Origin of the sequence: Ureibacillus chungkukjangi (assembly GCF_044795995.1) — a bacterium.
Taxonomy (GTDB): Bacteria; Bacillota; Bacilli; order Bacillales_A; family Planococcaceae; genus Ureibacillus; species Ureibacillus chungkukjangi.
Map to the genome: position 1 here is coordinate 1,708,333 of NZ_CP085009.1, position 13,209 is coordinate 1,721,541.

General features: G+C 35.5%; 14 protein-coding genes. 12 read left to right on the plus strand and 2 right to left on the minus strand.

Annotation, left to right across the window (positions count from 1 at the left end):
- Positions 1 to 129 precede the first annotated feature (129 nt).
- The 3 genes from LG296_RS08395 to LG296_RS08405 all read left to right on the plus strand — a co-directional run bounded on the left by LG296_RS08395 (position 130) and on the right by LG296_RS08405 (position 3,205).
- The gene (locus LG296_RS08395) at positions 130 to 1,269 is read left to right on the plus strand and encodes a YibE/F family protein (protein WP_107934493.1); all 1,140 of its coding nucleotides are present in this window, start codon (positions 130 to 132) and stop codon (positions 1,267 to 1,269) included.
- Entirely contained in the window at positions 1,266 to 2,033 is a 768-nt protein-coding gene (locus LG296_RS08400; RefSeq protein WP_107934494.1) for a YibE/F family protein, read from the plus strand. Before LG296_RS08395 ends, LG296_RS08400 begins: the two co-directional genes overlap by 4 nt.
- A gap of 167 nt (positions 2,034 to 2,200) precedes the next feature.
- Complete coding sequence (locus tag LG296_RS08405; RefSeq protein ID WP_404427936.1) at positions 2,201 to 3,205, plus strand: transglutaminase domain-containing protein; 1,005 nt, start codon at positions 2,201 to 2,203, stop codon at positions 3,203 to 3,205.
- A gap of 48 nt (positions 3,206 to 3,253) precedes the next feature.
- Here the strand turns inward: LG296_RS08405 and LG296_RS08410 are convergent, their stop codons facing one another.
- Positions 3,254 to 3,475 (minus strand): hypothetical protein, encoded by a 222-nt coding sequence (locus LG296_RS08410; RefSeq protein WP_107934496.1) that lies wholly within the window; start codon positions 3,473 to 3,475, stop codon positions 3,254 to 3,256.
- A gap of 177 nt (positions 3,476 to 3,652) precedes the next feature.
- Here LG296_RS08410 and LG296_RS08415 point away from each other — a divergent pair, with 177 nt between their 5' ends.
- Positions 3,653 to 4,048: a hypothetical protein gene (locus LG296_RS08415; RefSeq protein WP_107934497.1), complete on the plus strand. Its 396-nt coding sequence runs from the start codon at positions 3,653 to 3,655 to the stop codon at positions 4,046 to 4,048.
- Between the two features lie 154 nt (positions 4,049 to 4,202).
- Complete coding sequence (locus LG296_RS08420) at positions 4,203 to 4,709, plus strand: GNAT family N-acetyltransferase (RefSeq protein WP_107934531.1); 507 nt, start codon at positions 4,203 to 4,205, stop codon at positions 4,707 to 4,709.
- Between the two features lie 57 nt (positions 4,710 to 4,766).
- Here the strand turns inward: LG296_RS08420 and LG296_RS08425 are convergent, their stop codons facing one another.
- Entirely contained in the window at positions 4,767 to 5,309 is a 543-nt protein-coding gene (locus LG296_RS08425) for a hypothetical protein (RefSeq protein ID WP_235867603.1), read from the minus strand.
- A gap of 212 nt (positions 5,310 to 5,521) precedes the next feature.
- Here LG296_RS08425 and LG296_RS08430 point away from each other — a divergent pair, with 212 nt between their 5' ends.
- From LG296_RS08430 to LG296_RS08460, 7 genes are all read left to right on the plus strand, one after another.
- A complete protein-coding gene (locus tag LG296_RS08430; RefSeq protein ID WP_181417986.1) occupies positions 5,522 to 7,597 on the plus strand; it encodes a DNA topoisomerase in 2,076 nt (691 codons plus the stop codon).
- A 261-nt stretch (positions 7,598 to 7,858) separates the two neighbouring features.
- Positions 7,859 to 8,842, plus strand: a complete 984-nt coding sequence (locus LG296_RS08435; protein WP_404427937.1) for a hypothetical protein — start codon at positions 7,859 to 7,861, stop codon at positions 8,840 to 8,842.
- A gap of 449 nt (positions 8,843 to 9,291) precedes the next feature.
- Complete coding sequence (locus tag LG296_RS08440) at positions 9,292 to 10,653, plus strand: aspartate kinase (RefSeq protein ID WP_107934500.1); 1,362 nt, start codon at positions 9,292 to 9,294, stop codon at positions 10,651 to 10,653.
- A gap of 138 nt (positions 10,654 to 10,791) precedes the next feature.
- Positions 10,792 to 11,322, plus strand: a complete 531-nt coding sequence (locus LG296_RS08445; RefSeq protein WP_107934501.1) for a peptide ABC transporter ATPase — start codon at positions 10,792 to 10,794, stop codon at positions 11,320 to 11,322.
- 16 nt (positions 11,323 to 11,338) lie between these two features.
- The gene (locus LG296_RS08450) at positions 11,339 to 11,566 is read left to right on the plus strand and encodes a thymidylate synthase (protein WP_107934502.1); all 228 of its coding nucleotides are present in this window, start codon (positions 11,339 to 11,341) and stop codon (positions 11,564 to 11,566) included.
- A gap of 56 nt (positions 11,567 to 11,622) precedes the next feature.
- On the plus strand, positions 11,623 to 11,850 hold the full coding sequence (locus LG296_RS08455; RefSeq protein WP_107934503.1) for a hypothetical protein: 228 nt from the start codon (positions 11,623 to 11,625) through the stop codon (positions 11,848 to 11,850).
- Between the two features lie 343 nt (positions 11,851 to 12,193).
- On the plus strand, positions 12,194 to 13,165 hold the full coding sequence (locus LG296_RS08460) for a D-glycerate dehydrogenase (protein ID WP_107934504.1): 972 nt from the start codon (positions 12,194 to 12,196) through the stop codon (positions 13,163 to 13,165).
- Positions 13,166 to 13,209 lie beyond the last annotated feature (44 nt).

The following is a 13,209-nucleotide window of genomic DNA, read 5'->3' on the forward strand; positions in this document are numbered from 1 at the left end:
ATTGAAAAGCCAAGCCCCTGGAGAATTCCTTGGGCTATTTTCATTTGCTTCTACGTTTTCATGTAAACAGGACTTTAAGCTATACATCATTTACTTTGTTGAGATATGATTTTGTAGGAGGTTTTAAGCATGCATACATTTAAAAACATCTATGACAAGATGACTTACAAACATAAAATTTTTATCATCCTACTACTATGCTCCTTTGTAGGCTCGCTTATTTTTGTACATAATAACTATTCATTTTATGAAGAACCAATAGCTAAGGTTGTTAAAACAAATATAGTAGAATCAACAGAAATAGAGGATTTAAATAATAATACAGATGCTGTACATGTCCAACATCTCGTAGCAGAATTGATGAATGGGAAAGACAAAGGTACAGAGATTCAATTAGTTAATGAATTTTCGGATTCCAAAGCACTTGACCATAAGTTTGAAGCTGGCAATGAGTTATTTATCAAAATCGATGAAAAAATTGCAGCAGGTTCGGAGCGAACGGGAACTATTACGGGTGTCAAGCGTGATAAATATTTGGTCATGATTGCATGGGTCTTCATTTTTGTTTTACTGCTTGTTGGTAGACGGCAGGGGCTATTGTCGATTATTAGCTTAGTTGTGAATGCTGTGATTTTATCTTACGCATTGGATTTATATATCAATAATTCTGAGCGGAGTCTGATATTGATTTGCAGTATAAGTATTATTTTATTTACTGTAATTTCTTTATTACTCGTAAATGGCTTGAATGAGAAGACATATGCAGCCATTATAGCCACATTACTCGGAACCTTTAGTTCACTTCTCATTACTTATCTAGCATTATTGGTAACCGGAGAGCATGGTCTTCGATATGAGGAATTACAATTTATAACTCGACCCTATAAAACGGTATTTATGGCAGGACTATTCATAGGGTCTCTTGGTGCAGTGATGGATGTAGCTATTACAATGTCCTCCTCTATTTTTGGGCTGTATGAGAAGGATAATAATATTTCCGTTAAGGCACTGATTCATTCGGGAATGGAAATTGGAAAAGATATTATGGGAACGATGACCAATATTTTATTTTTTGCTTATGTGAGTGGTTCAATTCCTATGCTTATTCTCTATTTTAAAAATGCGTCTCCATTTGGCTATACTCTTTCCTTAAATCTATCTTTAGAATTGGCTCGAGCATTGGCAGGAGGAATTGGGATTGTACTCACTATCCCAATTGGACTCTATACGACGATATTTTTTGTAAATAGAAAGAGGGCAAGACAATGAATGTATTAGTATTGTTAGCAGGAATATTATTCCTATTAATGAGTCTGATTGGAGGAAGAAAAGGCGTAAGGTCATTTATCGCTTTATTTCTTAATTTTGGGGTTATTATCGTAACACTCTTTTTTATGAATGTTCCTGATATTAACTCTATCATTTTAACCATGATTGCATGTGTAGCCATTAGCTGCATCAATCTTTTTTATATTAATGAAGTGAACAAAAAAACAAAGACTGCCTTTATCTCAACGATGATCACTACCTTGATTCTAGTCGTTTTTATAAGCATCATTACGAACAATGCAATGATTCAGGGCTTTGGTGAAGAGGAAACCGAAGAAATGGGCATGTTTTCCTTTTTAATCGGAATTGATTTTGTGAAAATTGCTGTTTCAGTAATAATCATGAGTACAATTGGTGCCATTACTGATGCGGCCATGGCTATTGCATCGCCCATGCGCGAAATGCAGTATCATCATCCCGACATAAGTCGAAAAGAATTATTCGCCTTTGGACTTAGTATCGGCAGAGACATCTTAGGTACAAGTACAAATACATTATTCTTTGCCTTTTTCGGTGCCTACCTAGCACTCCTGATATGGTTTAAAGATTTATCTTACTCACTTGGTGAAATCGTCAATTCAAAAATTTTTAGCTCGGAAATGATAACAATTCTGTGTGCTGCAATTGGAGTAACAGCTGTAATACCTGTTACCTCCTGGATCACGGCCTATTTTTTAGTGAAAAATAATAGCAAGGATTGCTAAGATAGCTCCTCCCGAGAAAAAACGCTTATTTCAAGCGTTTTTTTTTAGCTCAATTCCTAATTCACCTAAATACATCCACAATCAAAACGCATAAAGAGAATTATCACTAAAATTATAAAAAATAAGGAAAAAACTTGAAAATGATAGTATGATTTAAATAGCTATAATTGATTGATCTTACTCAATTAAGGGAAGGTGGGCTTAAGATATTAGACAAAGTTAAAAAGCTATTTTTTATTTTAGGAGCTGTGCTACTAGTAGGATGTACAGAGGATGAAAACGAAGTAATCCCTGTGGTAGCTGATGAGGCGGTAGTGAAACAGGATCCGGATAATTATGAATGGTTTCATATGACTTCTGATTTTATTGATATACCCGTAAATAGGTTGGCTAGTGAAACGGAAGGGAAAACACTTATAGAGTTATTTGATGATGAGAGGTATGTCCGGAATACATATGGCTCAATCATGGAAGCAAAGGATGAAGCACCACTTAAGGAAACGATTCAATCAGCTATGCTAGATTATGATCTTCGTTTTCTTATAGCCTATTCTGGAACTGCGTTGGAAAATTTAGAACAAATGGTAGCGGATGCGTATTATAGCAGTCCGATGATTTTAGCAACAGTCCCTTATCTACAATATGGAATGGTAGAAGCAGTGGAAGGCAAATATTTTATACACTTTAACGTACTCTATACAACGAATAATATTGAAATGGCAACGATTAAACCAAAATTAGAAGAGTTTTACACTGGTCTTGAATTAGATGGGAAAACAAATGATGAGAAAATCTCAATTATTCATCGAGCGGTCATTGAGCAGATAGAATATGTGGATGGAGGAGATTTCCGTTACCATTCTCCTTATGGATTCTTTGTGTTGGGGGAAGGGGTATGTCAGGCCTATGCAATTGCTATGCAAATGCTATTGGAAAAAGCGGGAATAGAAAGTCAGTTTGTAGTCGGTTATCTTACTGAGTCTGATAATAATACAGCCCATGCATGGAATCTAGTAAAAACGGATGAGGGCTGGCGACATATTGATGCTACAAGCAACGATCTCGGTGCTGCAAATGACGAACAAGTCAGTCTATATTTCTACAAGCTTACAGACGAAGTGGCTAGCCAATACTATTTTTGGGATAAGAAATTCTACCCTGAAGCGGAGTGAAATTAGAATTCAAAATAAATACCTCACTTCGTCAGTGAGGTAGAAGACTTAAGTATCCGCTTTTTTTCTTGATATAGGTAAGAGGATGGCTAATGTAATAATCCCTAAAGTGAAAATGATGGCTAAACTTATGCTTAATGGGTTATCTGGCTCTCCAAATAACATGTAAAGCACTTGGTCGAACAGTGGAATTGCTAACCAATTAAAAACTATTGGAACGATGAATATTCCTACTAATATACCAGAAATTGCATATTTAAAATACTTCACCCTAACCATCTCCGTTTCAGAAAAAGTTCTTACCTTATTATACCATTTGTAATTCTGAATAGTAAGAAAAATGAAGCGTTTTCAAAAGAAAGATAATGCGACAAAAGCCGTTAAGTCCCCTCTTGTTTATGATATATTTTATGTATCTAACCTAGTTATTGAAAAGGAAGGGACAAATTGAAAAATAATACAGCAGCATATGAATTTAAAGTAATGGTAGAAGAGGATCAAAACGCTGAATTACCGTATCGAGTTTACGTTAATTATATAGGGGACTCAGAGTTTTATGAAAAGCTTATTAAGGTAGCTAATAGGGATCAGGTTCAATTCACTGGTCGACCAGCACCGTTTACAATGAGATGGATTTTTAAAACGAATTATTTGTATTACTTAGAGCAAAAAACAGACAAAAAAATAAACCCTAAATTCCTGTCCTGGAGCTTAGAGGACATTTTAAGAAAAAAAGAAAATCTTTTACTATTTAAAGATAGAGCGGTGGTAATTGAATTTAGAAAAGGACTTCGCACTTTTCTAAACGAATTTGCGAACCATATTGAACAAGGTAAGATTTGATAAGTTTTTATCGTCATAGAAATAGAGGATGATCTAGGAGATTGAGATCATTCACTTTTTTGTCTATAACTTTTATGGAAAGTTAACTTTCCGTAATGAGGGTGAGCGGATGATAGTCATAGAGCTTCATATTAAATTAGATGGGAGGCAAGATATGGATACGTATAGTTCACCCTATAGCATAAAGCTGCGGCAGATAACCGATGAAGATTTTGAAGCTGTTTTGAAATGGAGTAAGGATACATCTTTTTGTCTAGCAAATGGTTGGGAGTTAAATCGAAGTCCAGAAGAGCTTTATAGTTGGTGGCTTCGATGCGTAAATAATGCTACTGATGAATTTATAAGATTGGGTATAGAGGTCAATGGGGACTTGGTAGGTTATGCAGACTTGGCTTGTATAAAGGGTAAATCTGCTGAGCTTGGTCTTGCAATTGGTGAAAGTAGGTTATGGGGGAAAGGGATTGGCTTCGCTGCTGCAAAACTTTTGATGGATTATGCTACAACGAATATGAGGATATCAACATTTAGTGCAGAAACACATGAAGCGAATATCCGTTCCAGAAAAATGCTGGAAAAGCTAGGCTTCCAGGAAATTAGTAGAAATGGTAGTGAGGAATATTGTGGGAAGAACAGCCAACTAATCCAATACAGATTACATTAAAATGGGGAGCCTATTACTTTAAAGGTCCCCATACTTTGTAAAAAAAATGCTGAGCATCTATTCGCTGTCTTCGAAATTCCAATTCTTCAGCATCTCTACGTCAACTTTATCAACCACCTGCTGAGTTCCATCTAGCATTTCCATTTTGACTTCAACATCTTTTTCACTGCTATTGGCGTACCAAAACCTTTTATCGCCTTCAATTTGAATGATTTTCGCTTGGATATCACCGGCATACACTTTTTTTATGGCGTTGTCGCTTATTGCACCAGAATAAATGTAAGGAGATTGGTGCATTGCAGACCACTTTACAGGAGTATCCCACTCAGCTCCCCTTGATTGCCTCCAATTCCAGATTCCCTTTTCTTTCTCCATATAAGCTATATATATTTGTTCTCCGTCTGTAGAGTTTTGAGTGAAAATAGCAATCCCATCGTTTTCATGAACTACATTTAGTTCCTGATGCACAAGAGCATAAGAATAATTTGTTTCTTTAACTACTTCGGCATCCAAATTTTTCGTCATTTCTTTATGAAAGTATTCCTCCAAGGTTTCTTCTTTCACACAACCAGCTAATAATACAACTGTTAAAATAATCAATAAAAAACCAAATTTCTTAATTCTCTTCACCTTCTAACCAGCGATTGATTTTACCAAAATTACTTCTTTTTTGGAAAATGCTGATAATGAAAGTCTATCATATGATTAAGTCGCGTTAAACTGGCAAAAAGTGCCCAAAAAATTATTTTCGCAATTACACTTAAAAAATGGAGCTATTTTTTATATTATTAAGTGAAAGGGGGGATCTGCTAATGAAAGGATTACTTATCGCAGAAAAACCGTCTCTCATGCGTGATATCCAGAAAGTATATAAAAAGATGCAGCTTCCTTTTGAAATTGATTTTACGTCCTTTGTCGGTCACGTCGTAGAATTGAAGGAGCCACATGAATATAAGTCGGAGTGGAAAAAGTGGGATTTGAACGTATTACCGATGATTCCAGAACGCTATGAATTTCGAGTGAAAAAATCAGCCTATAAGGTATATAAAGAGATTGAACAAATTTTAAAAACGAATCGATATGATTTTATCATTAACGCCTGTGATGCTGGAATGGAAGGAGAAAATATTTTTTATTCCTTCTATAAGCGGGCTGGTTGTAAGCTACCAGTGAAACGGTTTTGGACATCACAAACGACAGATGGTGCGATTTCAAAGGCACTATTAAATTTAATAGATGAACAGGATCTATTAATTCGTAATTTGCGAAATGCGGCAATGTATCGTTCGATTTTTGATTGGCTGATTGGTCTAAATCTTACAAGAGCTGCGACTGTTAAGGGTGGACGCATCATTAAAATTGGTCGAGTGATGACCCCGACTCTAGCAATTGTAGTGAAAAGAGAACTAGAGATTTTACAATTTAAGCCTGAACCTTATTTCCAAATTGAGCTGGATTTAGGCCAGTTCAAAGCTATGTGGTTTAATCCAGAAACTAATGAAAATAAGCTGAAGAATTTAGAAGAAGCACGTGCGGTAATTTCAAGAATTGGACAAGGTGCTGTAGTTCGAGATATTAAAACAGAACGAAAAACAATAAGTGCACCACCATTACATTCCTTGCTAGAACTGCAAAAGGAGGCAAATAAGTTTTTTGGCTTTACTTCCTCTGAAACCTTAAAAATTGCTCAAAGCTTGTATGAGAAAAAACTAATTACTTATCCTCGTACGGAGTCCAAGCATTTGCCAACAGCCTTTGCCCAAAATATTAGGGAAAATCTACAGTCTCTTGCAACTTTAGAAGAGTACGGTTCAACTGTTCAAAATTTAATAAGTCGCCCAGATAATATTCAAAAGACAATCCGTTCGAAAAAGTATGTTGATGATAAAAAATTAACAGATCACCATGCCATTACCGTCACAGAGGTAGCGATTGGAAGGAAAAAGCTATCACCACAAGAATCAAAAATCTATCATTTAATTGCGAGAAGATTATTAGCAATCTTTATGCCTGCTTACGTAATCGATAAAACGGCGGTTGTTTTGCAATCGAATGATGTGTTTTTCAAAGCAAATGGCAATATGGTCATTGAAAAGGGCTATACTGTTTTATATGATGCTTTCAAAAAGAAACAGGAGACACCTTTACCAACGCTTCAGGTAAATATGGAGCTTCCTATAAGGGATGCAAAAATCTTGTCAAAAATGACAGAGCCACCTGCAAGGTATACAGATAGCACACTATTGGATGCTATGTTCCATGCAGGACGGTTTATCGAAGACAAGGAGCTTCAGAAAGTTCTCAAGGATGCTGAGGGAATTGGTACCTCTGCAACCCGCGCGGAAATTATTGAAAAGCTAATATCAATAGGGATGATTGCTCGAGAAGGAAAGTCCTTTAAAGCAACTCAATTTGGTATCGATGTTATACAGAGCATTGGAAAGCATGATATTGTTTCCCCAGAACTAACAGCCATTTGGAGTAAAAAGCTTAAGGATATAGTGGATGGACAGCTAAGCTCAAGCCAATTTTATAAAGAAATGCTCACATACGTGAAGCAAACGACTGATGGTTTTATCTGCTTAGATATGAGTGTGGCAGAAAAACAAGTTGTCGTAGTAGGCAAATGTCTAAAGTGTGGACAACCAGTTGTAGAAGGCTTCAAGGGCTATACTTGTTCCAATAAAGCTTGTAAATTCTTTATCAGCAAGATGATCATGAAGGGGAAAATTACCCCAACTGATGCAAAAAAATTATTAACAGGAAAAGAAACAAGAGAAATTCGATTTACATGGAAAAGCGGGAAAAAAGGAAAAGCCAAGCTGAAGCTAGTGAACGAAAAACTAGAATTTGTATTCTCGGCTCCTACAAAACAAACGAAAGGATAGGTGGGTATTAAACTCGACCTATCCTTTTGCTTTTTTATTTAAGTGTTTATGTGAAATCGCCCCGAATATGAGATTATTTGTATCTCTCGACCTCATTTTTCCTCTTTTAGAGAAATTCTTTTTAAAATGCTAATTTATAACCAATCAATTGGATTTTTGCTCCCCAAAATAAAATTCGTGAATAAAATAAGTAGTAATAAAGGGGAATGAAAATTGACTCACAAAATTTTTAGACTATCTAGTTGCTTATTATTAATTGGCTTGTTATTTGTTACAATGGGCTTTCAGGTAGAAGGGAGCCAGGTAGCAGCGCTGGATTCGTCAGTTGCTATTACAGGAAGTATAGATCATCTGGAAGATGCCCCTGGGACAATGGTAGTGCAAGATGGGGAGAAACGACAACTGACAGAACAGCTTTTGTCAATAACTTCGAAAAGCATTTATTTTCTAGGATTATTTTTGATGATAGGCTGGGCACTTCTCTGGCAAATTGTTCGGACGTATTCCTTTGAACTTAGAAAAAAATATGTACTTTATGGTAGGTTTTTTCAGATTCTTCACTTGTTAGGCATACTAACTATACTTTTTATCTATTTGGAAGCTTCTTCTTTCTACGAGATACTTGATAAATTAGTTTTGCTAATTGGAACGAATATCGGAAAGTTATTATTTGCTTCCTTCCTTATTTCCATAATTGGATTAATATTTTTATTTAAAAATCAATTATTTAATTATTTTTGGGTTATCTTAATAGGCATCATAAAAGGTATAAGTGGATATATAGATGAAATGAATTCAGCAAATTATATTTTAGTGGGATTAAATATTATCCAGCTTTTTGTAGTATCCTTTTGGGCAGCAGGCATTGTATTTATCCTATTATTTTGGCGAAAGCAAAGACTTTATATAAAATACTTTTTACGTTTTTTCAACAAAGCTGCTTTTTTAAGCATTCTTTTATTAATAATTCTTTGCAGTGGAAGAGTGTATTTGCTTTCTCCCAATATAGATTTCATAGGCACAACTTGGGGAATTGCATTACTTGTAAATGCCTTTGTCATAATTATTTTGTTATTTTTAAGAGCTGTAATTTGGAAAAGGCGGAAAAAAGGGAAAGTAGTTGCAGATTTAATCACAATATTTAAGCTTGAATTTATGTTGCTTCTCATTTTAACCATCTTTATCGCAAGCTTTGTGACCCTAAACTTACAGTCAAATTTACCTTCAATTATCCTTATGATATAAATTTGTATACAAATTACAATTATTGTGTCTTGCGAAACAGTCAAGATGTTATATAATAAATTGACGTATCAAAAATTTGAGATTTATGTAACCGTATTGTTAATCAATCGTGTGCATCGTGTGCAAACGATGTACACGGTTTTCTTTTCTTAGATTTCTGATTACTATGGAACTAATCTAGTCTAAAATTTAATGCTGATTTCTCCTGGATTTAGGCAATTATGCTTTCCTAAATCGAGAAATTACATATTATATACTGACTTATCTAAAAAGCTGTATAAGTAATTTTAAATATCATGAATATCCCGCTCTAAATTTAAGTTCACTTTTAGTACAAAACTTACTGATTTCTCTAAATAGTCTTGACGTCAGGATATAAAGTTTGTACACTGTGAACAATCAAATGTTTTTTCGGGAAATACAATTTTGAATAGTAAGGATTTGGTGAAATGATTGTATGTAAATTTGGTGGTACATCCGTTGCTAACGCTGAACAAATTAGAAAAGTAGCAAATATTATAAAATCCAATCCTGCAAGAAAGATTATTGCAGTATCAGCTCCAGGTAAACGTTTCGGAGACGATATTAAAGTAACGGATATGTTAATCGAATTAGCTGATGCAGCTCTTAATAATGGGGACGTAACAAAAAAGTTACAAGCTGTTGTGAATCGATTTAAAGAGATTGCAGAGGATCTTGGTTTAGATAATTCAATTTGCGAAGTGATTGCAAAGGATTTGCAAGAACGTATCGCTTATGATAAAACAAATGAATTTATATTCATTGACAATATAAAAGCTAGTGGGGAAGACAATAACGCAAAATTGATTGCGGAATACTTCACTTCTATTGGTATGCCTGCAAAATATGTGAGTCCTAAAGATGGATTAGTACTAAATGATTTCCCAGAGCGTACGTATGCTCTTGCTGAATCATATGAAAATCTTAAGAACTTAGGTAGCGGCGATGAAATCGTTGTGTTCCCAGGTTTCTTTGGCTATACAAAAGAGGGTATCCTACGCACATTTGACCGTGGAGGCTCTGATATCACAGGCTCTATTTTAGCGGCTAGCGTGAAAGCAGATCTGTATGAAAACTTTACTGATGTTGACTGTGTATTCTCGGCAAATCCTAAGGTTGTAAATGATCCTGTTGGTATCTCAGAAATCACTTATCGTGAAATGAGAGAGCTTTCGTATTCTGGGTTTTCAGTATTCCATGACGAAGCATTAATGCCAGTATATAAATTAAGCATTCCTGTAAACGTTAAAAATACAAACAATCCATCTGCACCAGGAACGAAAATTCTTCCAACTCGTACTTTAACAGGTCGTCCTGTAACGGGGATTTCAGCAGATAATGGTTTTTCAATTCTTTATGTTTCTAAATATCTGATGAATCGTGAAATTGGTTTTGGACGAAAGCTTCTTCAAATTATTGAAGAAGAGCAAATTTCATATGAACATACACCATCAGGTTTAGACGATATTTCTGTAATTATCCGTTCAAACCAATTGACGGAAGAAAAAGAACAACGAATTGTTACTCGTGTAAAAGAAGAGTTGCATGCTGATGATGTATATTTCCGTCATGGTATTTCTATGATTGTAATTGTAGGCGAAGGTATGCGTAATAATACTGGCCTAGCAGCTCGTGCAGCAGCAGCAATTTCTAGAACTGGTGCGAATATCGAAATGATCAACCAAGGTTCCTCAGAAGTAAGCCTAGTATTTGGCGTTCTTTCACAAACAGAAAACCAAATCCTGCGTGCCCTTTACGACGAATTTTTTGCTCCCATAACAGTGGGCTAGGCAACATCTAGTTCCTTTAAAAGGTTCTACAGTTAACAGCTGTAGAATCTTTTTTTGTATTTTAGTCCCTCAAGCTTTCTAAAATGTAATTTATCTACTACTATTATGATTGTTAAATATTATTTTGGTGGAGATTACATGAAGACTTATACATATCGTCATCCAGAAGCTATTGAGCATACAGGAGAGGTTCCTGTAATGGATGAGCAAGGGCAAGTGATTTTATATTCGCAGCGAGTTTATGAAAACTATTTGAAAAGAACCTTTGATAAAATGTTTGATTTTCGATATTTTTTAAAATATGAGGTGCTCGATAGTCAAAGAGAAATGCTTTTCACAGTAAAAAAAATCAGTAGAAGAGGAAAGCTTTGGTTTGAAGCTGTGGAAGTAGCCTCTAAGAAAAAGTACATTATCTCGTACGAAAACTGGCGAATCGGACTTCCAACACTTTTTATCACAGATAGGAAGCTTAAAATCCAACTCGAAAAAGAATTCGAAGATTGGTCAAATTTCCTACTAGATGAAGTAGAGATTGCAAAATGGAAAGCAGAATTTAGCGAAGAGTTGGGGGAATTTCATATGACATTGCAGATTCATGAAAACAGCCCAATTCAACAGCCTGAATTTTTTGTAGGGATATGCCAAGCAACATTATTTGTTGGCGCTTAATGAAGGAGAGATTTTAATGAACGTTATCTTTGTTATAACAGCGACAGGAGAAGAAGTTTTGGAAATGGTATCGAATGACGTATCGGGGTTACTTGCTGCAGTTCAAGGTGAAAATGTAACATTTCCATTCGGTAGCTTTAAATACGATTTCCATACCTTAGATCACTATCTAGAGAACTCGGTCTATCGTCAGGAATTAGTCATTTACTTAAAAGTAGATAATAGCCAAGTCACAACGCTGTAACTAATACAGCGTTGTTTTTTGAATGTTTGGAATATAAGTGAAAGTGAGGACAGACTGTGTTTCAGCTATTTTTCATCGGAATAATTCTATACGCATTGCTATTTTTATTGGCAAAAGCAAGAGTATTTAATGGTTTAACTCGTATATTAGCAGTCGTAAATACAGTAATCGTAGTAGGTTTCACACTTTTTGTATTAGTGAAAACCGGATTACTTCGATCAATCGCAGCTTTCTTAAGTTTTCTATTAATCCGCTTGAGCGAGTTTATGGAATTGATTTTTTAGAGTAGGAGCTGTGTCGGATGCGTTTGATAGTAGAAAAGAAAAGTGTAGTGAGGGGAGAAAGAGAGTGAGATGCGTTTCATAGAGTGGATGAAACGAATAACACAAGAAAAAGCAGCCCCGGATGCGTTTCATAGTGAAAATGAAACGCATACCACAGGAAGAAGCAGCCCCGGATGCTTTTCATAGCGAAAATGAAAAGCATTCAAATAGCAAAATCCCCACTATCATCCCCACCACATTTCAAAATCATCATAAAATCACTTATAAAAAGAGTTTCTAATTAAATCAACCGTAGTCTCAGTTAGGAAAATGCTGTAAAATTATACTAAAAGGTAGTGAAAGTATGAAAATATTATTTACTCGTTCGATTCAATCTCCTCTCTTAAAGCTGATTCCAGAAGATTATGAAGTGTTCATGTGGACAGAAGAAAATAGAGTTATGCCAAAAGAAGCGCTGCTTAAAGAAGTTGCTGATGCAGATGCAATCTTCACAAATGTTACGGATCAGCTAGACTCCGAGTTTTTTGAGCATGCCAAAAAGTTGAAAATTGTTAGTACGATGGCAGTTGGCTTTGACAATATTGATATAAAAGAGGCAACAAAGCGCGGGATTCCGGTTGGTCACACGCCGGATGTACTGTCTGAAGCCGTTGCTGAACTTGCATTAACACTGATGCTTGCCTGTGCAAGACGAGTTGGGGAAAGTATACAATTTATTAAAGATAATAAGTGGGAAAGCTGGGGACCGTTTTTATTTGCCGGTCAAAAAATTTCTGGGGCTAAATTAGGAATCATCGGGATGGGGCGAATTGGTAAAATCCTCGCTAAGCAGGCAAAGGCTTTGAATATGGAGGTAATTTATACGAACCGACGACCTAACCCAAAAATTGAAGATGAACTTAATGTTGAATATCGTAATTTAGAAGCTCTTTTAAATGAGTCAGATTATGTAGTCATGTTAGCTCCTGCTTCAGCAGAAACTTACCATATGATGGGCTACGGACAATTTTCGCAAATGAAACCAACAAGTATTTTCGTTAATGTTTCTAGAGGCTCTACAGTAGACGAGGAGGGTTTATATAAGATTTTAAGTGAAAACAAGATTTTCGCTGCGGGTCTGGATGTTTTTGAAGTAGAACCGATTCGACACAATCACCCACTACTTACTCTAGACAATGTAATAGCTGTACCCCATATTGGAAGTGCTACTAAAGAGACTAGGGATAAAATGGTTGAAATTGGAGTGATAAATATTTTAAAGGGCTTACAAGGTGAGCGCTTGCTGCATACGGTGAATGAAGAAGTGTATAAATAGTATTTTTAATACAAAGCAATTTGCATTTATAAAGGAGATTGCTC